The 23181-nt window shown below is 64.2% G+C and carries 15 protein-coding genes; 7 read left to right on the plus strand and 8 right to left on the minus strand.

The window, feature by feature from the left end:
- Positions 1–90: 90 nt before the first annotated feature.
- From earP to DIE29_RS00085, 5 genes are all read left to right on the plus strand, one after another.
- Positions 91–1275, plus strand: a complete 1185-nt coding sequence (gene earP, locus DIE29_RS00065) for an elongation factor P maturation arginine rhamnosyltransferase EarP (protein ID WP_114648858.1) — start codon at positions 91–93, stop codon at positions 1273–1275.
- Between the two features lie 65 nt (positions 1276–1340).
- A complete protein-coding gene (gene efp / locus DIE29_RS00070; RefSeq protein WP_102040463.1) occupies positions 1341–1898 on the plus strand; it encodes an elongation factor P in 558 nt (185 codons plus the stop codon).
- Positions 1899–2044: 146 nt separating this feature from the next.
- A complete protein-coding gene (locus DIE29_RS00075; protein ID WP_114648859.1) occupies positions 2045–2422 on the plus strand; it encodes a hypothetical protein in 378 nt (125 codons plus the stop codon).
- Between the two features lie 52 nt (positions 2423–2474).
- A complete protein-coding gene (gene uvrA, locus DIE29_RS00080; protein WP_114648860.1) occupies positions 2475–8042 on the plus strand; it encodes an excinuclease ABC subunit UvrA in 5568 nt (1855 codons plus the stop codon).
- Positions 8043–8083: 41 nt separating this feature from the next.
- The gene (locus tag DIE29_RS00085) at positions 8084–8782 is read left to right on the plus strand and encodes a cytochrome b/b6 domain-containing protein (RefSeq protein ID WP_114648861.1); all 699 of its coding nucleotides are present in this window, start codon (positions 8084–8086) and stop codon (positions 8780–8782) included.
- Between the two features lie 87 nt (positions 8783–8869).
- Here DIE29_RS00085 and DIE29_RS00090 read toward each other — a convergent pair whose 3' ends face one another.
- Positions 8870–9340 (minus strand): c-type cytochrome, encoded by a 471-nt coding sequence (locus tag DIE29_RS00090; protein ID WP_102040467.1) that lies wholly within the window; start codon positions 9338–9340, stop codon positions 8870–8872.
- Between the two features lie 263 nt (positions 9341–9603).
- Between DIE29_RS00090 and DIE29_RS00095 the strand changes: the two genes are divergently transcribed.
- A complete protein-coding gene (locus tag DIE29_RS00095; RefSeq protein ID WP_102040468.1) occupies positions 9604–11226 on the plus strand; it encodes a methyl-accepting chemotaxis protein in 1623 nt (540 codons plus the stop codon).
- Between the two features lie 219 nt (positions 11227–11445).
- Here DIE29_RS00095 and DIE29_RS00100 read toward each other — a convergent pair whose 3' ends face one another.
- The 7 genes from DIE29_RS00100 to DIE29_RS00130 form a co-directional block, all read right to left on the minus strand.
- Positions 11446–12903, minus strand: a complete 1458-nt coding sequence (locus DIE29_RS00100; RefSeq protein ID WP_114648862.1) for a DegQ family serine endoprotease — start codon at positions 12901–12903, stop codon at positions 11446–11448.
- Positions 12904–13021: 118 nt separating this feature from the next.
- Complete coding sequence (locus tag DIE29_RS00105) at positions 13022–15106, minus strand: TonB-dependent receptor plug domain-containing protein (RefSeq protein ID WP_114650214.1); 2085 nt, start codon at positions 15104–15106, stop codon at positions 13022–13024.
- 127 nt (positions 15107–15233) lie between these two features.
- Positions 15234–18596, minus strand: a complete 3363-nt coding sequence (gene recC / locus DIE29_RS00110; protein ID WP_114648863.1) for an exodeoxyribonuclease V subunit gamma — start codon at positions 18594–18596, stop codon at positions 15234–15236.
- 61 nt (positions 18597–18657) lie between these two features.
- Entirely contained in the window at positions 18658–18927 is a 270-nt protein-coding gene (yidD, locus tag DIE29_RS00115) for a membrane protein insertion efficiency factor YidD (protein ID WP_114648864.1), read from the minus strand.
- Positions 18924–20078 carry a CobW family GTP-binding protein gene (locus tag DIE29_RS00120; RefSeq protein ID WP_114648865.1) on the minus strand — a complete coding sequence of 385 codons (1155 nt, stop codon included), beginning with the start codon at positions 20076–20078 and terminating at the stop codon, positions 18924–18926. The genes yidD and DIE29_RS00120 overlap by 4 nt, the downstream gene beginning before the upstream one ends.
- Positions 20068–20493: an RNA polymerase-binding protein DksA gene (dksA, locus tag DIE29_RS00125; RefSeq protein WP_102040473.1), complete on the minus strand. Its 426-nt coding sequence runs from the start codon at positions 20491–20493 to the stop codon at positions 20068–20070. The genes DIE29_RS00120 and dksA overlap by 11 nt, the downstream gene beginning before the upstream one ends.
- A 144-nt stretch (positions 20494–20637) precedes the next feature.
- Positions 20638–21807 (minus strand): aminotransferase-like domain-containing protein, encoded by a 1170-nt coding sequence (locus DIE29_RS00130; protein ID WP_114648866.1) that lies wholly within the window; start codon positions 21805–21807, stop codon positions 20638–20640.
- 148 nt (positions 21808–21955) lie between these two features.
- Between DIE29_RS00130 and DIE29_RS00135 the strand changes: the two genes are divergently transcribed.
- Positions 21956–23176: a lytic murein transglycosylase gene (locus DIE29_RS00135; RefSeq protein ID WP_114648867.1), complete on the plus strand. Its 1221-nt coding sequence runs from the start codon at positions 21956–21958 to the stop codon at positions 23174–23176.
- Positions 23177–23181: the final 5 nt, after the last annotated feature.

Below are 23181 nucleotides of genomic sequence, written 5' to 3' on the forward strand. Positions count from 1 at the left end.
TGGAGCGAATGTAGACCGAATTCACGCTTTGCCAATTGGCCTCGGTTACTCACAAGCGTTCCCCATCATATTCGAGCACTTGTCTACCTCATGATCCATCCCTCAGCTTTGGCCGCGCCCGATTGCGAAATTTTCTGCCAGGTTGTGGATAACTTTGGGGATATCGGCGTCTGTTGGCGTCTGGCCCGCGATCTCGCCAGTCGTGGCCTTGCGGTGCGGCTGTGGGTGGACGATTGGGCGACGTTGGCGCGTCTTTGTCCGCAAGCAGCCGACGAGACCGATGGAATCAAGGTCGCGGGCGTCGAGTTACGCCGCTGGGAGGCTGCGTTTGCGCCGGTGGAACCGGCCAGATTGGTGGTCGAGGCGTTTGCCTGCGAGTTGCCAGCCGCCCATCTTGCCGCCATGGCAGAACATCGACCCAAACCGGTGTGGATCAATCTGGAATATCTATCCGCCGAAGACTGGGTGGCTGGGGTGCATGGCATGGCTTCGCCCCATCCGCGTCTGCCGCTTACCAAATACTTTTGCGTGCCGGGTTTCGATGCTGCCAGCGGTGGATTGCCGCGCGGGCCGGGATTGATCGAAGCGCGCGCAACGTTTCAAGCCAACCCTGATGCGCGCAAGGAATTTTTGAGCGTTCATGGCGGTGCTCCCGCGGCAGACGCTTTGGTGGTTTCCTTGTTTGCCTATGACCATGCGCAGCTAGCTGAACTTTTGGCGGTCTGGTGCGCCGGGCCGCGGCCGATGTGTCTGCTGGTGCCGGAAGGCCGCATCGTCTGCGACCTTGCCGCAGCGCTCGAACTGCCCCAACTTACCGTTGGTGACCGGGTGGTGCGCGGTGCGCTGGATCTGCGGGTGATTCCTTTCACCGATCAGGACGGCTATGACCGCTTGCTATGGTCCTGCGACCTGAACTTTGTGCGCGGCGAAGACTCCTTCGTGCGTGCTCAATGGGCGGCGTGCCCTCTCGTCTGGCAGAGTTATCGGCAGGCCGACAATGCCCATCATGTCAAGCTCGAGGCCTTCTTGCGGCGTTACTGTGCCGGACTGGAGCCGATCGCCGCGCAGCCGCTACAAGCGTTTTGGCAGGCGTGGAACGGAATGGGCGGCACTGAAAAGGGGAACCCTGCCAGTCCCGCGGATTGCTGGCCGGCCTTTGCCGAAGCGTTGCCCGCACTGAGCGCGCATGCCAGAAGATGGGCGAAGACACTCTCCGAGATCCCCGACCTTGCCGATACGCTGGCGAACTACCTTAAAGAAGCTTTAAAATGTTGAGTTTTTAATACCTTGCAGTGGCCGTTGCTGCGGCCACACCGATCTCAGAGACCCTAGGGAACAGCATGAAAACCGCACAGGAACTGCGCTCCGGCAACGTAATCATGGTCGGCAACGACCCGCTTGTAGTTCAAAAGACCGAATACAACAAATCCGGCCGCAACGCTGCGGTCGTGAAGATGAAGCTGAAGAACCTGCTCACCGGCGCACCGTCCGAATCGGTGTACAAGGCCGACGACAAGTTCGAAGTCGTCCAGCTCGATCGCAAGGAAGTGACCTATTCCTACTTTGCCGATCCGATGTATGTGTTCATGGACGCCGACTACGAGCAGTACGAAGTCGAAGCGGAAAACATGACCGACGCACTCAAGTATCTGGAAGATGGCATGCCGTGCGAGGTGGTGTTCTACAACGGCAAGGCAATTTCAGTGGAATTGCCGAACTCGGTGGTGCGTGAAGTCACTTACACCGAACCCGCGGTCAAAGGCGACACCTCCGGCAAAGTGCTCAAGCCGGCCAAGATTGCCACTGGCTTCGAATTGATGGTGCCGGCCTTCGTCGAAATTGGCGATAAAATCGAAATCGACACCCGTACCGACGAGTATAAAAACCGGGTGAAATGACCCTCACGCTGCATCCGCGCAGGCCCGCGTAAGCGGGCCTTGTTTTTTGGGCCGATCAGGGATGTCCGCGCTTGAAAATGGAACCAAAGTCTGTAGTTTGAGATCGACCCGCAGACGCAAGAACACCCCACAGCCCAGGAGTGAGCATGAAACCCCTTACGGCAAGCTTCGTGGCGATCATCGCGCTCAGCCACGCGGCCTGTTCCGATCCCAACCCGCCCGCACAGCAGACAGTCAAACCGGCTGCGCTCGATACTCAGCCGCCAGCGCCAGTGGTCGAGCGCCAACTTTCGTCTGCAGCGACTGCAACCGAGCACGCCGCAACCCCGCACCGGCCGCCAGTTCATGCGCTGCCCGATCCAGCGACTGACAAGGCTGATGATGAAGCCGCCCGGGTTTTGCGCGACCGCGATGCCAAGCAGGCCACTGAGGAAGCAGCCCGGCGCATCATCGATGCCGCGCGCGAGGCGGTCAAGGCGGTGCGTCAATCGGCCGCCCCGGTAGCGGAACCGCTTACCGAGTAAGCCGCGCGCGGCCCGGATCACAAAACCCCAAAACGCAAACGACCGCTTTTCGATGCTCAAAAAATCCGCTTGCATCCGCATTCGCGGCGCCACTCAGAACAATCTGCGCCGGCTCGATTTGGATATTCCGCTCAATCGCTTGCTGGTGGTCACCGGGGTATCGGGTTCGGGGAAATCATCGCTGGTGTTCGACACGCTTTACGCTGAAGGTCAACGTCGCTACGTCGAAACTTTTTCACCGTACGCACGCCAGTTTCTCGACCGCCAAGACAAGCCGCAGGTCGAACGCATCGAGGGTGTGCCGCCGGCGATTGCCATCGACCAGAGCAATCCGGTGCGCACTTCGCGCTCCACAGTGGGCACCATGACCGAGCTGGCCGACCACTTCAAACTGCTCTATGCCCGTGCCGCCCATTTGTACTGCCGCGGTTGCGGCGCACCCGTGGTGCGCGACACCCCGCAGAGCATTGCCGAGCGCTTGTGTGAGCGTGCCGCAGCGGCCGGCGATCCGCGCCTGGTGATTGGTTTTCCGGTCACCGTGCCGGAAAACTATTCCGAGGCGGAGGTACTTGCTCTGCTCGAGCGGCAAGGCTACAGCCGCATTCATGCTCGCCAGGGCAGTACCCTTTATGTGGTCCAAGATCGATTGCGCATCTCGCAGGCTGAACCCAGCCGACTGATCGAGGCACTGGAAACCGCGCTGCGTCATGGTCAAGGGCGCTTGACGGTCTATGCCCAGAGTGCAGAGGGCGAAGCCCAATGGCGTTACTCGGCCGATTTGCATTGCGCCGACTGCGACATCCACTACACCGAACCCACCCCCGGGTTGTTTTCTTTCAATTCGCCGATCGGCGCATGCGAAACCTGCCGCGGCTTTGGGCGGGTGATTGGGGTCGATTACGCGCTGGTGATCCCCGATGACAGCAAAACCTTGGCTGAAGGTGCGGTAAAACCTTGGCAAAGCCCCAGTTTCCGCGAATGCCAAGAGGATATGGCGAAAATGGCCAAAAAGTACGGCGTGGCCATGGACGTGCCCTTTCGCGATCTGCCCGAAGAACATCGCCAATGGGTGCTGGAAGGCGATCCCGCGTGGAAGGGCTGGGATGCCTCCTGGCCGCATCGATGGTATGGCGTGCGCCATTTCTTCGACTGGCTGGAAAGCAAGGCCTACAAGATGCACATCCGGGTGTTGTTATCGCGCTACCGCAGCTACACCGAATGCCCGACCTGCCGTGGCGCCCGCCTCAAACCGGAAGCCTTGTTGTGGCGGCTGCCGCTGGACGACGGCAAGGGCTTGGCCATTCATGAGTTGTTTGCCTTGCCCATCGACCGGCTGCGCGCAGCGATGGAGGCCTTCGCCGGATCGGACCGTGCGGTGCGCACCGGCGCCACGGAGGCCACCGCGCTGGTGCTGGGTGAAATCCGCAGCCGTTTGCGGTATTTGACCGAGGTCGGTCTTGGTTATCTTACTTTGGACCGCCAATCGCGCACGCTCTCCGGCGGCGAGGTGCAGCGCATCAATCTGACCACCGCGCTGGGCGCTTCGCTGGTCAATACTTTATTTGTACTGGATGAGCCCTCCATCGGCCTGCATCCGCGGGATATCGGCCGTATTCTCGGGGTGATGACCCGGCTGCGCGATGCCGGCAACACCCTGGTGGTGGTCGAGCATGATCCGCAGGTCATGCTGGCGGCCGACGAGCTGCTGGAAATCGGCCCCGGCCCCGGCGAGCGCGGCGGCAACATCGTCGCACGCGGCAGCCCGGCGACTATCGCTGCAAACCCCAATTCGGTCACCGGTCCCTGGCTGGCCGGCCACAAACGGCTGGATAGTCGTGCCCCCCGGCAGGTGGATGAGCGCACCCCGCGCCTGATCCTGCGCGGCGCGCGTCAACACAACCTGGCGGGGATCGACGTCGCCTTTCCGTTGCAACGCCTGGTGTGTTTGACCGGGGTGTCCGGTTCGGGCAAATCCACGCTGATTCAGGACATCCTCTATCCGGCGCTTGCCAAGCATTTCGGTGAAGGCAGCCAGACACCCGGTGCGTTTGACGCTTTGGAGGGCGTACAGCATCTTGGCGGCGTGGTAATGGTGGACCAGTCGCCCATCGGTAAAAGCTCGCGCTCCAATCCGGTGAGCTATGTCGGCGCCTGGGACCCGATCCGCAACCTGTTTGCCGCGCTGCCGGAGGCCAAAGCACGCGGCTATTCCCCCGGCACTTTCAGCTTCAACGCCGGCAGCGGGCGTTGTCCGACCTGCTCCGGCTCGGGCTTCGAGCATGTGGAGATGCAGTTTCTCTCCGACGTCTGGCTGCGCTGCCCGGATTGTGACGGCCGCCGTTACCGCCCACAGGTGCTGGAACTGCAATGGCGGGGTAAGTCAGTGGCCGATGTGCTGGATCTGACCGTGCGTGAAGCGCTGGATTTTTTTGCCGACCAGCCCAAAGTGCATACCGCGCTCGCGCCGCTGGTGGCGGTGGGACTCGATTACCTGCGCTTGGGGCAGCCGGTGCCGACCTTGTCCGGCGGCGAGGCACAGCGCCTCAAACTGGCCGGTCATCTGGCCGAAGCCGCGCAGAAAAAGGGCATTGGGCGCAATTCCGGTAAAGCGGATGGGCCTGGATTGCTTTTTCTGTTCGACGAGCCCACCACCGGTTTGCATTTCGAGGATGTCGCCACCCTGCTCGGCGCCTTCGATACCTTGCTGGCCGCCGGCCATTCGCTGGTGGTCATCGAACACAATCTGGATGTGATCGCTGCGGCCGACTGGATCATCGATCTCGGCCCCGAAGGCGGCGACCGGGGCGGGCAGATCGTTGCCGAAGGCACACCCGAGTGCATACGCCAGCACCCCGCTTCACACACCGCGGCGGCCTTGCGTGACTATTCAAGGGCGCTGGCCGACACCCGCGCCCGTGCATGCGCCGCGGTGGCCGAAGTGCCGGCGCAATACCGTACAGCGGCCGCGCCGGCGATCGACATCCGTCACGCCCGCGAACACAACCTTAAAAATATCAGTTTGCAGATTCCGCGCGATCGGTTCACCGTGGTCACCGGCTTATCCGGTTCGGGCAAATCCACGCTGGCTTTCGATATCGTTTTCAGCGAAGGTCAGCGCCGCTACCTGGAGTCGCTCAACGCCTATGCCCGCCAGTTCGTTCAACCCGCCCGCCGGCCGGATGTGGACGGCCTGTTCGGCATCCCGCCCACGGTGGCCATCGAACAGCGCACCAGCCGTGGGGGGCGCAAGAGCACGGTGGCCACGCTGACCGAGATTCACCCCTTTCTGCGCCTGCTCTACACCAAGCTGGGCACCCAGTACTGTCCAAGCTGCCATGTGCCGGTCACCCCGCAAACCTTCGAGGCCATCGCCGCGCAGATTCTGCGCGACTTCGACAGCCGCGCGGTGGAGTTGCTCGCCCCGCTGGTGGTAAACCGCAAGGGCCTCTACACCGAACTGGCGCGCTGGGCCAAGGGCAAGGGCTACACCCTGCTGCGGGTCGATGGCGAAGATCTACCCACCAACAAGTGGCCGCGCCTGGACCGCTACAAGGCACACGACATCGATTTGCCGCTCGGTATGCTGGTAGTCGGCCCGGCGCAGGAAGCTGTGCTGCGCGCCCAGCTTGCTGAAGCCCTGGCGCACGGCAAAGGGGTGGTGAAGGTGCTGGAACGGCGTCAAGTCGGCGCCCGTCCGGTGACCTTCTCCACGCTGCGGGCCTGTCCGTGTTGCGGGACCAGCTTCCCGGAACCCGACCCGCGCCTGTTCTCCTACCACGCCAAACATGGCTGGTGCCCGGACTGCTATGGCACCGGTCTGAAGCTCAGTACCAAGGTGGATGATCCGGAGGCGCTGGATTTTGGCGAACTGGAGGCGGTCACCGACCAGCCCTGCCCAAGTTGCGGCGGCGCGCGCCTCAATCCGGTGGCACGCGCGGTGCGTTTCCGCGACTACGGTCTGCATCGGCTGGTCGCATTATCGGTGGAGCAGGCCGCAGCGTTTTTTGCCAAGCTCCAACTGACCGGACGCGAAGCCGAGATCGCTCGCGATCTGGTCGCCGAGATCCGCAGTCGGCTCGATTTTCTGCGTCGGGTCGGTTTGGGCTACCTGGCGCTGGAGCGCGCCGCGCCCACGCTCTCCGGGGGCGAGGCGCAGCGCATCCGCCTGGCCGCCCAACTCGGTTCCAATCTGCGCGGGGTGTGTTACATCCTGGATGAACCGACCATTGGCTTACACCCGCGCGACAACCAAATGTTGCTCGACACGCTCGAAGCGCTGCGCGATGCCGGCAACACCCTGTTGGTGGTCGAGCACGACGAGGACACCATCCGCCGGGCCGACCATGTCATCGACCTGGGACCCGGCGCCGGCGTGCGTGGCGGCCGCGTGGTGGCCCAAGGCCGCCTGGCGGCGCTGATGGCTGAGCCCGAGTCGGCCACCGGACGTTATCTGCGTGCGCCGCTAGTTCATCCGATGGGCGCGCGTCGCGCGGTGACGCCCGATCATCCAGCCATCGAAGTGATCGGCGCGCGGCTTCATAATTTGCAGGAGGTGAGCGTGCGTTTGCCGCTCGGCCGTCTGGTGGTGGTGACCGGGGTGTCCGGTTCGGGTAAATCCACCTTGATGCGCGACATTTTGCATGCCAACCTGGTGCGCCTGCTGGGTCGTGCCGACCCGGCGGGGCCGCGCAAAGGCCGTACCGCTGAACAAGAAAACCCGGCGCCAATCGCTTGCCGAGCCCTCGTCGGCTGGCAGCAGGTCGGACGCGTATTGGAAGTGGACCAAACACCCATCGGCAAAACCCCGCGTTCCTGCCCCGCTACCTATATCGGCTTCTGGGACGCTATCCGCAAACTGTTTGCCGACACCTTCGACGCCCGTACCCGTGGCTGGAACGCCTCGCGCTTTTCCTTCAACACCGGCGCCGGGCGCTGCCCGGCCTGCGAAGGCCAAGGGCAGATCACCGTGGAGATGAATTTTCTGCCCGATGTGAAAACCCCCTGCGAAGTCTGCGGCGGAGCACGTTTCAACCCTGAGACGCTGACGGTACGCTGGCGTGACAAAACCGTGGCCGACGTGCTGGCGATGCCGGTCGATGAGGCGGTGGCGTTTTTTGCCGCGCATCCGGCCATTGCCCATCCGCTACAGCTTTTGCAGGATGTGGGTCTTGGCTACCTGACGCTGGGTCAGCCCAGTCCAACGCTTTCCGGTGGCGAGGCGCAGCGCATCAAACTGGTTGCCGAGCTGGCCAAAGTGCGCGGCCGTGGCGCCGGTTCGGCCAACAGCGGCGCTCGCCTGTTGCCGGCCGACAAGCACACCGTATACGTGCTCGATGAGCCTACCGTGGGCCTACACATGGCCGATGTCGAAAAGCTCATCCAGGTGTTGCAGCGTCTGGTCGATGCCGGGCATACGGTCTGGGTGATCGAGCATGATCTGGACCTGATCGCCGAGGCGGACTGGATCGTGGACATGGGTCCGGAAGGCGGCGATGGCGGCGGTAGGGTGGTGGCTGAAGGTCCGCCTGAAGTCATTGTCGCCGCCGAAGGCTCGCACACCGGACGCTACCTGGGAGAATTCCTGGCCGCACGCGCCGGGAACCGAAGCGCGCAGCGCTGATCCATCAGGCATTGATCGCAACGCACAAGAGGATCGTATCGATGAATCGCAAACGTATCCGCGTCTGGGATTTACCCACCCGCTTGTTTCACTGGTCCATGGTGGCGGTGGTGGCCGGGGCCATCTTGACCGGGCTCAATGGCGGCAACATGATGGTTCACCATCAGCGCTTGGGCGTGATCCTGGTGGGCCTGATCGCTTTCCGCCTGGCTTGGGGATTTCTCGGGTCGCACACCGCACGTTTTGGCAGTTTTGTGCGTGGACCCGGCGCCATCGCGGCCTACCTGCGCGGCCAATGGCATGGCATCGGTCACAATCCGCTCGGTGCGTTATCGGTACTGGCCTTGCTTGCGCTGTTTGGTTTCCAGGCCATAAGCGGACTGTTTGCCAACGACGACATCGCTTTCGAAGGGCCTTTGCGCACCCTGGTCGATAAATCCACCAGCGACTGGATTACCGGCATTCATGCCAGCATGCTGTGGTGGTTGCTGGCACTGGTGGCGCTGCATGTCGGGGCCGTGCTGTTTTATGCGCATGCGAAAAAGGACAACCTGGTGCGCCCGATGCTGACTGGCTGGAAAGAAGTAGACGACACGGTCGAAGATCCCCCCCGTCGCGGGGGTCTGCTCAACTTTCTGATCGCACTGGCAATCGGTGTCGTGGCCGCCTGGGTGGCCGCCGGCGGACTGCTGCCGCCCCCGCCCCCGCCGCCCGATCCGGCCACCTTGCCCAGTTGGTAAGACTTTCTTTGCGCGACCGCAAATCGCGCGGAGGTAAAAGCAAATGGCCGCCCTCGGGCGGCCATGTTGGTGTGAGCCGGTTACGGTTTATTTGGCGCGGAACTGGTCGTGACAGGCTTTGCAGGTCTCGCCAACCTTACCGAAGGCCGCCTTGATCGCGCCCTGGTCGCCGGTGGCCGCGGCGGCGGCCAGTTCATTGGCGGCGGCGTTGAAATTGCCGGCCAGCTTGCCGACTTCCTGCATGTTTTGGAAAAACTCCGGTTTCACCTTGGTTTCATGAAAGCCACTGCCTTTGTCGCTGCCGGGAGGATAAAGCGCCCCCATGCCCGAATTGGCCACCGCGGCGATGACGTTGGCAGCGGCAACGATCTGCTCCTTGTTGAACGGTACTTCACCATCGACCACCTGGGCCTTGATCTTGCCCATGTTCCAACTCATGAAGGCGTAACCGGCTTGACGGAACTTAATCGCGTCTTCGGTTTTCATTTGGGCAAACGATACGGTGGCAATCGACAGGGTCGCGATGCCAAGCACCGCGCCAGCGAGGCGTTTTTTCATGGATGACCTCTCGATGTGTTTGTGGTTGGAAAACTGTCCGGGATCGCGCACAACCGGCGCGCTTGCCCGGCGCAGCTACGATCCCGGTCATGCAAAATGGTTCAGGCGGGTTAGTGTATCAGTGTTTTTGAATATTCGTTAACCGATGCAAACACCGAACCGCATGGCCACACCAGTCTAAAGGATTTGCGGCCGCGGCCGTAGATCATGGCAAACTGGCATTGAAGACCGGCTGATCGCTCGGCCGGCAACAGGAGTAAATCATGCGTCGCCTTGCCGACATGCCCATTTGGTTTCGCTTGACCGCCGCAATCTGGCTGATGTTGGTCCTGACCTGGACCACGATGATCATCTGGGAGACTCAGGTGAACAAAGAAACGGCCATCGAGCAGGCAAAAGACTTTGCCATGACTGTCAATGAGATGACCATGGCGGGCTTGACCGGCATGATGATCACCGGCACGGTGGATCAGCGCGATGTCTTCCTGGATCAGATCAAAGAGCTTTCCGCGGTGCGCGACCTCAAAGTGCTGCGCGGCGAAGCCACCGCCCGCCTGTATGGTCCGGGTCATGCCGCCGAACGCCCCACCGATGCGGCCGAAAACGCCGCGCTCGAAAGCGGTGAGGCGGTCATGCGGGTAGAGCGCGACGAGCAATACGGCGAACATTTGCGCGTGGTGCTGCCGGCGCGGGCCTCGGCCAACTACCTGGGCAAGGACTGCCTGGTTTGCCACCAGGTACCCGAAGGCACCGTGCTCGGGGCGGTGAGCATGCGTATTTCGCTCGACAAGGTGAATGCCGCGGTCGAAAGCTTCCGCAACAAAATTTTCATTTTTGCGGTATTGGTCTCGGTGCCGCTACTTGGCTTCGTCGTGCTTTTTGTGCGCTCTTTCGTCACCCGGCCGTTGTCCAACCTGACCGACAGCCTGTCGGACATCGCCCGCGGCGAAGGCGACCTGACCCGTAGACTGGACGTGCGCGGTCAGGACGAGATCGGTCACACCGCCAACACTTTCAACCAGATGATGAGCACCATCGGCGGCCTGGTGAAGCAGGTCAGCCAGTCAGCCGAGGCGGTCGCCCAGTCGGCGCGCAGTCTGTCGCAAAGTGCCGCGCGGGTAGCGGAAAGCTCCCATCGGCAGAACGATCAATCGGTCAATGCGGCCAGCGCGGTCGAAGAAATGCTAGGCAATATCACCCACATTGCCACCAGCACAGAAGAAGTGCGCAGCCGCTCGCGCGAAAGTCTGGCGCGCTCGCACGAAGGCAAAAACAGTCTGGAACAATTGATCGCTGAAGTCAGTCAGGTCCAGGAAGCTGTGCGCCATATGGCCGATTCGGTGGCGGCTTTCGTCGACTCCACCCAGTCGATCACCACCATGACCCAGGAAGTGCGCGAGATCGCCGAACAGACCAATCTGCTGGCGCTCAATGCGGCCATCGAGGCCGCGCGCGCCGGAGAACAGGGCCGCGGTTTTGCGGTGGTGGCCGATGAAGTGCGCAAGCTGGCGGAAAAATCCGCCCGTTCAGCCAGCGAAATCGATGAAATCACTCAGCAAATCACCCGTCAGTCGCAGTCGGTGCAACAATCCATCCAGCGCGGCATGGCCCATCTGGAATCCAGCCGCAAGGCCGCAGATGTGGTATCCGGCGTACTCGACGCCGCCAATGCCTCGGTCACCGAAGTGGGCGAAGGACTCGATCGCATCGCCAGCGCCACCGCCGAACAGCGCCGCGCCAGCGAACAAGTCACCTCCAGCATCGAGGCGATTGCCTCGATGGCCAAAGAAAACAACCGCGCCATAGAAGATACCGTACAAGCCGCCCGGGAACTCGAGCGCCTGGCCGCCGGGTTACAGGAGTCGGTTTCAAGGTTTCGGGTTTAACGCGCTTTAACAGGCCGTTGAAAAACGTAGCGAGGATGGCCAGATGCAAGGCGCACGGAGCGCAGCGACCGAGACATATCAAATAGATAGGCGAGGAAGCGAGCACCGCGCAACGCCGCAGATGGCCCACCGCAGTAGTTTTTCAACGGCCTGTTAAGCCTACAAAAGACCCCGGCCTTCAGGCCGGGGTTTTGCACTTGAGATGAACTGTGTTGCGGATTACCCAATACGTACCGGCACGAACAAGCGGGCGTCGCCGCGCTGGATCAGCAGGGCGAAGCGGTTGCCGGCGGCGGCGACCAGTTTGCGGAACTCGTCGACGGTGCGTACCGGTTGGTTGTTGAGCGCAAGGATGATATCGCCAGGGCGTAGGCCGGCGCGGGCGGCGGGGCCGTTGACCTGCTCGACCGCCAGGCCACCGGCAATGCCGAGCTGATCGGCTTCTTTTGGCGTGAGTGCACGCGCGGCCAGCCCCAAGCGGCCGCCGGTGTTTTCACTGCCGGTCGATTCGGTGGCGGCCAGGGTCTCCCCGCCCATCTCGCCGAGTACTGCACTGACTTCGCGGCTGCGGCCGTCGCGCCACAGTTGCAGGCGTACTTTGCTGCCCGGGCGCTTTTCGCCGATCAGGCGCGGCAAATCGGCCGAGTCGGCCACTTCGACGCCATCGACGGCCAACACCACGTCACCGGGGCGGATGCCCGCCTTTTCAGCCGCGCTGCCGGGTTCCACACTGGACACCAAGGCGCCTTTGGGCTTGTCCAGGCCGAACGATTCGGCCAGCTCACCGCTGACTGCCTGGATGGTGACGCCCAGTTTGCCGCGCTGCACACGACCGAATTTGACCAGTTGATCCTTGACGTTCATCGCCACATCGATCGGGATGGCGAAGGAAATCCCCATGAAGCCGCCGGATCGCGAGTAAATCTGCGAGTTGATGCCGATGACTTCGCCGGCCAGGTTGAACAGCGGACCGCCCGAGTTGCCGGGGTTGATCGCCACATCGGTCTGGATGAAGGGCACGTAGTTTTCATCCGGCAGACGACGCGCTTTGGCGGAGATGATGCCGGCGGTGACGGTGTTGTCGAAGCCGAAGGGCGAGCCGACCGCCATCACCCATTCGCCCACGCGTGCGTGTTCAGGATCGCCGATTTTCACCGTGGGCAGGCCAGTGGCATCGATTTTCAGCAGGGCGATGTCGGTGCGCCGGTCGGTGCCCACCACCTTGGCTTTGAATTCGCGCTTGTCGGTCAGGCGGACGGTGACATCGCTGTCACCTTCGCCGACCACATGGGCATTGGTCAGCACATAACCGTCCGGGCTGACGATGAAGCCGGAGCCGATGCCACGGCTGATCCTCGGGCCGGCGCCGGGCTGGCCCGGCATGCCGGGCAGCGGCACGCCAAAGCGGCGCAGAAAATCGTAGAACGGGTCGTCGGCAAACGGATTGCCTTCGGCCATCGGAGCGTTGGTTTGGGTGACCACGCTGATGTTGACCACCGCAGGGCCGACTTTTTCCACCAGATCGCCGAAATCGGGCAGGCCGTAGCGTCCGGGGCTGAGGGGGGCGGCCGGTGCGCTGACCGTGTCGCTGGCATGGGAGGACGAGACCGTGAAGCCTTCGGGCAGGCAGGCCGAAAGCGCCAACACCAGGCTACTGGCAAGGATCAGGTTTCGCATCGTGGTTGTTTTCCGCGTTGGTTGATGACAGGGCCTTGGACGTGAAACGATTCAGGCCGTTCCCAGTAATCCTAGCTGGGGTTGCCACGGCGCGCTTCAAGTCCAATGTGCGCGGCGCTCAAAAGCTTGCATGAAGGCTCAGATGAATCTGTCTGCCGACTTCGGTGGCCGGTTCTTCGCCGCGGACAAACTGCAAGGGGCGGTGGACCAGTTCCTGATGGCGGCCAGCCAAGTTGATGCCGGACAGGCGCAGTTCCACCGGTGTAGTGCCCAGCCGCAGGCTGCGCGCCACGCTGAAATCCACGGTGGTGTAGGCCGGGACCCGGTAACGGAAACCTTGCACATAACCCGAGCCGGCCTCGATCGGCCCCATACGCAGCACGCTCAGCGACCCCGACCATGCACCCCAGCGTTGCAGCCAAGTGAGCCCGGCGGTGTAGGGCGCCACGCTGTCGCGCACCGCGCGTTCGCTGCTCGATGCGTGGATCAGGGTGTGGTTGAAGATCAATTCGCCCTCGGCCCACGGGCGCAAGCGTAGCTGGTACTCCAGGCCGTTGAGCCGTACCGGGTGCGGGTGGTTTTGCCAGCGCGTGGAGCCCAGAATCTGCTGGATGATCGGCGGAGCGGTCACCGGCAGCCCATCGACCCATAGTGGATCGGTCTGCGTGACCGCGCTGCGCAAGATCAAGTCCTGGATGCGCTCATGGAAAATCCGCAGGTCGAACAGACCGGTACCGTCTTGCAGCACGTCCAGAAAGCCGATTTCGAATGCATCGATACGCTGCGGCTGGATGTTTGGATTGGGCCGGAAACGATAATTGAGCACCTCGCCTCGGTGCACGATGCGCACGTCGGCTTCGCGCTCGAACAAGGTGGGCTGGCGCCAGGCACGGGACCAACCGGCACGCCAGGTGCGACCGCCACCCGCCTGCCAGTTCAGGAACAGGCGCGGTGCCAAGCGCAGTCGATCCTCATCGATGTGTTCGGCCATGGCGCCGGCGTTGAGCAGCCAGGCAGGCGCCAGACGCCATTCCAGATTGGTGAAGATCCGCCACTCACGCTGGCTTTGCGCGGGTTTGCCATAGAACAGGAACGGGGCGTCCAGCCAGTCGCGCCGCCATTCCACGCCCCACAGCGCCTGCAGGTTGTCATGGGTGCGCAGCCGATGTTGAAGCTCGATGTTGTCGCGCCGACTGCTGCGGTTGTTATCGACCGGGATGCGCTTGGCATCCAAGAGATAGGCGCGGGCGGCCGGATCGGTGACCAGCCCGATGTTGCGGCTCGAATCGACGAACCATTCATCCACCGTGCGCTCGCGGTTGTGGTAATAGGACAGTGACCATTCCTCCTCCGGACCTGGGCTAAACCGCCAGCGCAGGTGCAGGCTGCGGTCCAGATGGCGGGCAGTACGCATGCCGCTGCTGTCGAACAACACGTCCGCGTAGCCCATATCGCGTTCGCCTTCGCTCAGACCGGCGTTCAGGGTCAGCTCGCTTCGTGTGCTCAAGCGTAAGTCACCGCGCAGGTTGAGCACCCGTATGTCGCGCCCGTCGTGGGTGCCGGGCATGCCATGATCATGTTGCCGATGGGCGCTCAGACGCAAACCCAGCGGACCGTCGCGCAAAACCAGGCGTGCGCTGGCGTCGGCAATGCCGTGGCTGCCTTGCTGCACACGCACTGAATGGCCGCCCTCGGCGGCGGTGTGGCGGGTGATGATATTGACGACGCCCAAAAAGGCATTGGCGCCATAGGCGGCCGAATCCGAGCCGCGCACCACCTCGATGCGCTCGATATCGTCCAAGGTAATCGGCAGTGCGTTCCAATCGGCACCACCAAAGTAATAAGGCGAATACACCGAACGGCCGTCGATCAACACCTGCATCTGATTGGGATAATCGGCCCCCAGGCCGTGGTAGGTGACCCATTGGTCATTGCCACGCTCTTGACCCACCTGCATGCCAGGCACCAGCCGCAGCAGCCGGGCCAGATCGCGGTATCCGCTGGCGGCAATCTGCTCGGCGTCGATCACCGTGACCGCGCCGGGCGTGTCTTGTATTGGCTGCGGTAGGCGCGAGACGGTGAGCACCAAAGGCAGCGCTTCGAAAAAGGAGGCTTCGTCGCCAATCGGGTAGGCATGATCGGCCACCGCATGGGCAGCGAGCCCCAGCCCCAACACGGCGGCAAAAAAAGGTTTTCGGAGCATGCTTGCAGTGCGTCGGTCGATGGTGCGGGCGCCAATCATGGTATGTCATTCGGTAGATACCGCCCTTTTGCCGAGTATATCGTCTGTTAGGGCAGGGTATCGTGATATCGCCCGAAACAGATCGCCGCTAGGCGCGCCGAGCATCTTCCAGATAGGTCATCATCGGCGCAAACACCGTGTCGGCCAAGGCATAGAATTCCTCGTCCAACGGCTCGGCCAGCCCGCGCAGGGCCAAGCGGTACGCGGGGTCGCTGGCTTCGCCAAACGCCGCGTCCTGCCCACCGTGCCAGGTGCGCTGCGCCGCGCTGATGTTTTGGCCTCCCTCCACATACGCCCAGGCCGATTTGGGGTAGAAATGCAGCGGGCGCATCAACCCGGCGCGGTAGTAGGCGATGAGTTCGGCCAGGCGCGTGCGCGCTTCTTCCGCCGGCACGGTGAGCAGGACAAAGTCGCCATCGCGCGACACCCCGCGGGTGACGCATTCCACCCCGTCCGGCGGCTGCGCGCACAGCGCCAGATGCGCAAGCCAAGCGGCAAGATAGTCACCGGCGCGGGTGTCATCGAAGCGCGCATAGACGCGGCCGCCGGGGCGCAGATCGGTGAAGGCGGCGCGTAGCTCCCAACTTTCGCCTTCCAGCGTGTGCGCAAGGCGGGATTCATGCGCCGGCAGGCACGCACCTGGGGTTGCTGCACGCAGGCGGGCGGTGTAGGTCTGCAGGGCGGTCAGTTCGGCCCGCAGCGCGTCCTCGCCTAGCGCACCGGCGGGATACTCCGCGCCGGCTTGAGCGAGTGCCAGCAAAGCCTCGGCGGTCAGGTCCGTTTCCATCAGCACCGGCAGCAGACGGGCCGCCAGAGCTTGACGGGCCGACCAGTCGGGCACAAATGGTTCGACATCGGCCAGCGGCTCCTTGCTTTCTGGCAGGTCCACACCCAGACGTTCGCGCAGCAGATAACGGCTGGGATTGCGGTAAAAGCGGATCAACTGGGTCAGCGTCAGCGTGCGCCAGGCGGCATCCGGTGCGGGCAAAGGTGCGGTGAAAAACGGCGCGGCGGGCGCTTGGGCCGCACTATGCTCGTCGCTCGGCGCTACATCCTCATCCGCACCCACCGCGGGCAAAGCCAGTCGTGGCGGCGCACTGAGCGCGCCCAGACGCGTGGCCAGCGCTGTGGCGTAGTCTTCGTGGTAGCTCACAAGGCGACGATCCCGCGCTGCGTTCGGCAGAAAGTAGTCGGCCGAAAAAGGCTGCAGGGGATGCACCACGGTGAGACGGCGGCGGGCGGCGGCGAGCGCGGCGGGATCGGCCGGGTCGCCGGCGCAGGCTTCGGCGAGCACATCGAGCAGTTCATCGACCAATACCGACGGGGGCAGTTCGCCCCCGTCACGCACACTGCGGCCGGTGTAAGACAAGTGCAGCACATCGCGCGTGGCCAGCAGCAGGTCGAGGAACAGATTGCGATCATCCACACGGCGCTGGCGATCGCCTTTGGCCGGAAAAGCCGCCATCAGGTCGAATTCCGCCGTACGATCGTTGCCGGGAAAGACGTCGCGGTCCAGGCCGATGATGGCCACCACCCGGTAAGGCAAGCCGCGTAGCGCCGCCATTGCCGAGAAGGTGACCGCACCGCCGGGCACGCCGCCGCGTGCCGGGTCGTCCAAGCGCGCGGCCAGTGCCGGCCGCACCACATCCAGCGGCAGCGCCGCAGTCAGTCTGGCGGCACCGATGTCTTCGACCAGCCCGGCAATGGCGGCGCGAACCTCGCGCAATGCCTCCGCCCACCGGGCATCATCGGCCACCAGGTGATCGAGTGCAGCGTTGAGACTGCGCTGCCAGTCCGCCGCCTGCTGCGGGCGCAGCAGCTGCTCACGCAGCAGGCGCAAGACTTCGGCATAGCGCCACAAGCGCCCGAGCAGCTGGCCCTCGCTGCCTTCCGGCCAGCCCGCCCCGACCCGGCCGGCAAAAGGCGCGGCGCTGACCGCCGTGCCCGCCGCCCAGGCCAGAAAAAGACGATGCAGCCCCTCTTCCAGGGTATAGGCGGTGGTATGCAACGCATCCTCGGCGCACAACCCCCAACGAAAGCCGGCTTCGTGCAGCCACTGATGCGCCGTTTCCAATGCCTCCAGGTCAAGACCGAAACGCGCCGCCACCGGCGGCTGCTGCAGCAAATCGAACACCCGGCTGGCTGGATAGCGGCTGGCCACCAGCGCAAGCAGCGCGTCGAGCACCTGCGCGATCGGGTTTTCGCGGGTCACAGCCAAACCGGTGATCCGCCACGGAATGCGACGGGCAGCTGGCGCCGTACCGAACACCGCCTCAATCAGTGGCGCGGTGGTATCGAGTTCGGGCGTGAGCACCAGGATATCGTCCGGACGCAGCGTGGGATCGGCGGCGAACAGGCCGAGCAGGCGGTCGTGCAATACTTCCAGTTCACGGGTGCGGGAATGGCACACGTGTACCTCGATGCTGCGATCCGCATCGTTCAGCACCACGCTGCCCGGTTGAAGTTCGGTGAGATTCAAAATGGCGTTGTGCACCCGTGCCAGCAGATGGTCCGCAGGGTGGGCAATGAATACCGCTTCTTCCTCGACCGCGTGCTCGCCCTCGAACAGCAGGTCGATATGCGCCTGGGTCTGCCGCCCCCAGGCGGCCAGCAAACGGTTACCGGTATCGACGAACAGATCGCGCTGGCGAGTGGCAAGCCAGGACAAGCGGCGCGGGTCCACCACGTCAAACCAGTATTCCTGGCACGGGTTCAGCGTATAGAGCTGCACATCCACCACACGGGCAAGCTCGCGCAGCACATCGAGATAGAGCGGCGGCAAGGCTGGCAGAGCCACCACATGGACGCAACGCGGCAGGCCCAAAGCGGCAAGTTCGGCTTCTTCCATCGCTGTGAGGGCGCGCAGGAAGGCGGCCGCGGGATGCTCACGGCGCTGCGGCATGGCCGCCTGAATGCGGCGCCACAGCTCGGCCTGCCAGGCTTCGTCGGCGCGCTGTTCGGCAGTGGTCGCACAGCGCTCCAGAGCGCTGCGGCCGTCGATCCAGGCGGCTAGCCACTGCGGCCGGTAAGTAAGGTAATGATCGAACACCCGCGCGATACGTTCGGCCAACTCATAGCGCATGCGGGCATCGGCTGCGGCCAGATAAGCGGCCAGGCGCGGATGCGCCGCCACCCAGTCGTCCGCGCCCCCTTCGCTCAACAAGCCGAAAATCCGCCACGCGAGCAGCGCCGGCGCGTACGGCGAGCGCGCCCCGACATCGGGCACCACACGGCCGATCTGCTGCCACAGCCATTGCGCAAGGAAGTCGAATTGCAGCTGGGCGGCCACACCTTCGCGCTCGGCCACCGCCAGTTCGATACGCCGACGAATGGCGCTGTTGGGCACCACCAGCTCGCGCCGGCCAAAAGGGCCGGGACGCTCGGCGGCTAGACGGGCGAGCAATAGTTCGAGCAGGGTCTCGAAGCGGTTGGAGAAGGCAACGGCAAACATGCCGTGATGATCCCCGAAGCGTGCGCCGCTGTGAAGCGCTGGCCGGCTACACCGGCCGCGCCTAGCGCGGCGGTTGGTGCATCCGGCCGCAATCGCATGGTTTGCCCGAGCGCGGCGGCACCGGGTCGAAACCGCCGGGGTGCCAGGGGTGACAGCGCAGAATGCGGCGCAGGGCGAGCCAAACGCCTTTGAGCACGCCGTGGGTGTCGAGCGCTTCGAGGGCGTAGTGAGAGCAAGTCGGATAAAAGCGACAGCGCGGCCCCAGCAGCGGGCTGATGAAGAGCTGGTAGCCGCGGATCAGCCCGCGCAGCAGGCTGCGCACCGGATTCATCGGGCAGCCTCGGTCGACGGCGCCTGCCCGGCAAGGCTGGCGAAGATGACCTCGACCTCGCTTTGGGACAGATCGCGCACGATGAACACCAGCCGGCTGCGCCGGTCGCTCAGCGGCCCGCTGGCCGGCCAGGCCGGCAGGCTGGTGGGCGGATAAGCAACATGCTGCACGCACTGCACCACGCGCGGCAGCTGCTCGCCTGCCACGTCGAGTACGCCTTTGACGCGCAGGATACGCTCGCCATAGACCTGCAGGATGAGACCGAGCGCGTCGGCAAATCCGTACCACTGCAAGGGTTGGTCGAAGCGGATGACGAAGCTCGATACGCCTTCGTCGTGGCGCGCCGGCGCGGCGGCCGGGCGGGCCGGCGGCGCGCCGGCGCGCCAGGCCAGTGGCGCGTTGCGGGCGGCGCGTTCGGCCTGCAGCCGGCGGGCGCGCTCCTCGCCCAGCCAAGCGGCCACGTCAGGCAGTTTGCCGGCGGCGCTGTAGAGGCCGCAGCCAAACAGCGCATCGACGCCGCCTGTGGCTGGCACGCCGCCGCGCACCTCGATCTGCGGTGCGCCGGGGTTGAGTTCGGCCAACCGCGCGGCCAGCGCGGTAAGTGCGTCATTACCGGCCAGGTCGCATTTGGTGAGCAGCAGGCGGTCGGCCATCGCCACCTGGCGCACCGCCTCGCGCTGGGCGCCGAGCTGATCCAGTGCGTGGGTGGTATCCACCGCAGTCACCACGCCGTCGCAGCGGTAGCGCTCGGCGATGAACGGCTCTTCCATCAAGGTATGGATCACCGGGGCCGGGTCGGCCAGACCGGTGGTTTCGATCAGCACGCGGCCGACCGGGGGAATCTCGCGGCGCAGCGCGCGCATGAAAAGATTCTTGAGCGCGCGCACCAGGTCGCCCTGCACGCTGCAGCAGATGCAGCCCGAGTCGAGCAGCACCAGGGTGTCGTCGACCTTTTCCACCAACAGATGGTCGACGCCGACTTCGCCGAATTCGTTGATCAACACCGCAGCGCTGTCCAGACCCGGCTGCGCGAGCAGCCAGTTCAGCACCGTGGTCTTGCCAGCCCCGAGAAAGCCGGTCAGAACGGTAACCGGGATGCGCCGGTCGTGCGCAGACGGCAGCGCATCGTCGGGCGCTACCTCAGCCGCCATGCATCTTCTTCAGTTTTTCACGCCGCTCCTGAGCTTCCAGGCTAAGCGTGGCAGTGGGGCGGGCAAGCAGCCGGCCGATGCCGATCGGCTCGCCGGTTTCCTCGCACCAGCCATATTCGCCGCTGTCGATGCGGGCGAGCGCTTCCTCGATTTTTTTCAACAGCTTGCGCTCGCGGTCGCGCACTCGCAGTTCCAACGTGTGCTCCTCCTCCACGCTGGCGCGGTCGGATGGGTCGGGCGTGGCCTCGTTTTCCTGCAGGTGGGTGGTGGTTTCATGTGCGTTTTCCAGCAATTGGCGCATTTCTTCCTGCAGCCGATGGCGGAAGAAGGCCAATTGTGCCGGTGACATGTATTCTTCGGGCGGGGCCGCAAGCAGTTCCTGCTCGGTGGGCAGTTTGGTGACGGTAGCGTTCATCCTGGCTCCCTTCGTGATCCGTTAGGCGTCGTGATACCGTGACCGTGCCGTACGCACCTTGCACCGGCCGGTCGCCGACGATTCGATCCGGCATTGTAGCGGAGCCTCGAGACGCGGGGCAGTTCATGTCAACAAGCGTGCGGATCAAGCCGCCCGAGCCAGCGCCTCGGCAAACAGTTGGCCCAGGATCGCCACGCCTTGCTCGATGCGCGCTGGCGGCACGGTCACAAAAGCCAGGCGCAGCGTATTGACCGCTGCCGGACCGGCATAGAAGGCCGCACCGGGCACAAAGGCCACGTTGCGCGCAATCGCGCGCGGCAACAGTTCGCCCGCATCGACACCCGCAGGCAGGGTCAGCCACACGAACATGCCGCCACGGGGCCGACTCCAGCGCACGCCGGGCGGCATATGGCGGGCCAGCGCGTCGAGCATCACTTCACACTGCGCCCGATAACGCTCGCGTACTGCTGCCAAGTGCGGGTCGAGCAAACCATCGCGCACCGTCTCAAAGGCAAGTAGCTGCGCCAGGCTGGGGCTGTGTAAATCGGCCGCCTGCTTGGCGTGCACCAGCTTGCGAGCCAGCTTTGGCGGGGCGATCAAATAGCCCAGGCGCAACCCGGGGGCGAGCACTTTGGAGAAACTGCCCAGATAGACCACGCCGTCCGGGTTCATCGACAACAGCGTGGGCAGACGTTGGCCGTCGTAGGCGAGTTCGCCATAGGGGTCGTCTTCGACCAGCAGCACCCCCAGTTCGCGCGCACGCTCGACCAGTGCCGCACGGCGCGCTAGCGGCATGCGCCGCCCGGTGGGATTTTGAAAGTTGGGCTGGGCATAGAGCAAACGCGCCTCTTGCGCCAGTCCGACGTCCAAGGCCTCGGGCAGTGGGCCGTCATCGTCCGAGCGCAGCGCGCAAAAGACCGGCTCAAAGAGCGAGAAAGCCTGCAGCGCACCCAGATAGGTGGGCGTTTCCACCAGCACCGGACTGCCGGGGTCGATCAGCACCTTGCCCAAAAGGTCCAGCGCCTGCTGCGAGCCGGTGGTCACGATCACCCGCTCGGCCGCCACCCTGTGGCGTGCGCCGATCCATTCGCGCAGCGGCCCGTAACCCTCGGTAGGGCCGTACTGCAGCGCAGTCTGCGCCTGGCGGGCGAACACCCGTGCGCTGGCGCGCGCGATCGCATCGACCGGAAAGCTTGCCGGCGACGGCAGCCCGCCGGCAAAGGAAATGACCTCGGGCCGCTCGGTCACCTTGAGGATCTCGCGGATCGCGGAACTGCTCAGCGCCTGGGTACGGCGGGAAAAACGAATGTTCATGGCGGACCACTGTGTGTGCGTCGAAGAAAGCCGGGATAGCCGCCAGCCTAGGACAAACGCGTTCATGCGTACCGGTACAGTTGTGCACACAATTCTGAAAAGTGGCCCGGTGGTTCGCTTTGTCAGCACAGCGGGCAGAACGCTTACAATGCTCCGCATGAGTGCTACTGACCGTTTGTCCCTGCGCGCCGCGCTATGGGCCGCCACCTTCGCGTGCTCGCTGCCCACTGCGGCCGATGACGCCGGCTTTACCCGCTGCCTAGCCGAACTGCGCACGCAGGCAGCCGCCCACGGCATCGACAGCGCCACCTTCGACACCCACACCCGCGCGCTACCCCCGGACATGACGGTCGTCGACCTGCTCGACGCCCAGCCCGAGTTCACCACCGCTATCTGGGACTATCTCGCCGCGCTGGTCGACGACGAACGGGTCGCCGACGGGCGCGCTATGCTGGCGCAATGGGCGAAAACCCTGGCTGCCGTTGAAGCGCGCTACGCGGTGGAACCCGCGGTGGTGGTGGCGGTATGGGGGGTGGAAAGCAACTACGGGCGCAACTTTGGCCAGCGCCCCCTGGTGCAGTCGCTCGCCACCCTGTCCTGTTTCGGCCGCCGTCAGTCTTACTTCCGCGGCGAGTTCTTCACCACGCTGAAAATCCTCCAGCAAGGCCATATCGACGCCGACAAGCTCACCGGCTCCTGGGCCGGGGCGTTCGGCCACACCCAGTTCATGCCGTCGACCTTCATGCGCCTGGCGGTGGATTTCGATGGCGACGGACGCCGCGACCTGGTGGGCAGCGTGCCCGACGCACTGGCCTCCACCGCCAACTTTCTGGCCCGCGCCGGTTGGCAGCATGGCCGCCCATGGGGTATCGAAGTGCGCCTGCCGCAAGGTTTCGACCCCGCCGGCGCCGGACGCCGCGCACGGCGTTCGCTGAACACCTGGCGCGCTGCCGGGCTCACCCACGCCGACGGCCGCGCGCTGCCCGAAGGCGACGAGGCCGCCGGACTGATCCTGCCGGCCGGTCCCACCGGTCCGGCCTTTCTCACCTTGCGTAATTTCGACGCCTTGTTCAGCTACAACGCCGCCGAAAGCTACGCGCTGGCCATCGCCCACCTGGCCGACCGCCTGCGCGGCGGCGAGACCGGCTTTTACACCCCTTGGCCGACCGACGACCCGGGCCTGTCGCGGGCCGAACGCCGGGAACTGCAGCGCCTGCTGCGCGCGCGCGGCTACGACATCGGCGAGGTCGACGGTGTGCTCGGCACCAACACCCGGCGCGCCATCGCCGACCTGCAACGCCAGCTCGGCTGGCAGGCAGACGGCCGCGCCGGCCGCCGCCTGCTCGAACACCTTCGTCATGCCGACTGAGCCCG

It is taken from the genome of Pseudothauera hydrothermalis (genome assembly GCF_003345255.1).
In the GTDB taxonomy this organism is placed as follows: Bacteria; Pseudomonadota; Gammaproteobacteria; order Burkholderiales; family Rhodocyclaceae; genus Pseudothauera; species Pseudothauera hydrothermalis.

What these genes read in the sequence shown, in the direction of transcription:
- earP (WP_114648858.1), top strand. Translation starts at nt 91, where the DNA reads ATGATCCATCCCTCAGCTTTGGCCGCGCCCGATTGCGAAATTTTCTGC.
- efp (WP_102040463.1), top strand. Translation starts at nt 1,341, where the DNA reads ATGAAAACCGCACAGGAACTGCGCTCCGGCAACGTAATCATGGTCGGC.
- DIE29_RS00075 (WP_114648859.1), top strand. Translation starts at nt 2,045, where the DNA reads ATGAAACCCCTTACGGCAAGCTTCGTGGCGATCATCGCGCTCAGCCAC.
- uvrA (WP_114648860.1), top strand. Translation starts at nt 2,475, where the DNA reads ATGCTCAAAAAATCCGCTTGCATCCGCATTCGCGGCGCCACTCAGAAC.
- DIE29_RS00085 (WP_114648861.1), top strand. Translation starts at nt 8,084, where the DNA reads ATGAATCGCAAACGTATCCGCGTCTGGGATTTACCCACCCGCTTGTTT.
- DIE29_RS00090 (WP_102040467.1), bottom strand. Translation starts at nt 9,340, where the DNA reads ATGAAAAAACGCCTCGCTGGCGCGGTGCTTGGCATCGCGACCCTGTCG.
- DIE29_RS00095 (WP_102040468.1), top strand. Translation starts at nt 9,604, where the DNA reads ATGCGTCGCCTTGCCGACATGCCCATTTGGTTTCGCTTGACCGCCGCA.
- DIE29_RS00100 (WP_114648862.1), bottom strand. Translation starts at nt 12,903, where the DNA reads ATGCGAAACCTGATCCTTGCCAGTAGCCTGGTGTTGGCGCTTTCGGCC.
- DIE29_RS00105 (WP_114650214.1), bottom strand. Translation starts at nt 15,106, where the DNA reads ATGCTCCGAAAACCTTTTTTTGCCGCCGTGTTGGGGCTGGGGCTCGCT.
- recC (WP_114648863.1), bottom strand. Translation starts at nt 18,596, where the DNA reads ATGTTTGCCGTTGCCTTCTCCAACCGCTTCGAGACCCTGCTCGAACTA.
- yidD (WP_114648864.1), bottom strand. Translation starts at nt 18,927, where the DNA reads ATGAATCCGGTGCGCAGCCTGCTGCGCGGGCTGATCCGCGGCTACCAG.
- DIE29_RS00120 (WP_114648865.1), bottom strand. Translation starts at nt 20,078, where the DNA reads ATGGCGGCTGAGGTAGCGCCCGACGATGCGCTGCCGTCTGCGCACGAC.
- dksA (WP_102040473.1), bottom strand. Translation starts at nt 20,493, where the DNA reads ATGAACGCTACCGTCACCAAACTGCCCACCGAGCAGGAACTGCTTGCG.
- DIE29_RS00130 (WP_114648866.1), bottom strand. Translation starts at nt 21,807, where the DNA reads ATGAACATTCGTTTTTCCCGCCGTACCCAGGCGCTGAGCAGTTCCGCG.
- DIE29_RS00135 (WP_114648867.1), top strand. Translation starts at nt 21,956, where the DNA reads ATGCTCCGCATGAGTGCTACTGACCGTTTGTCCCTGCGCGCCGCGCTA.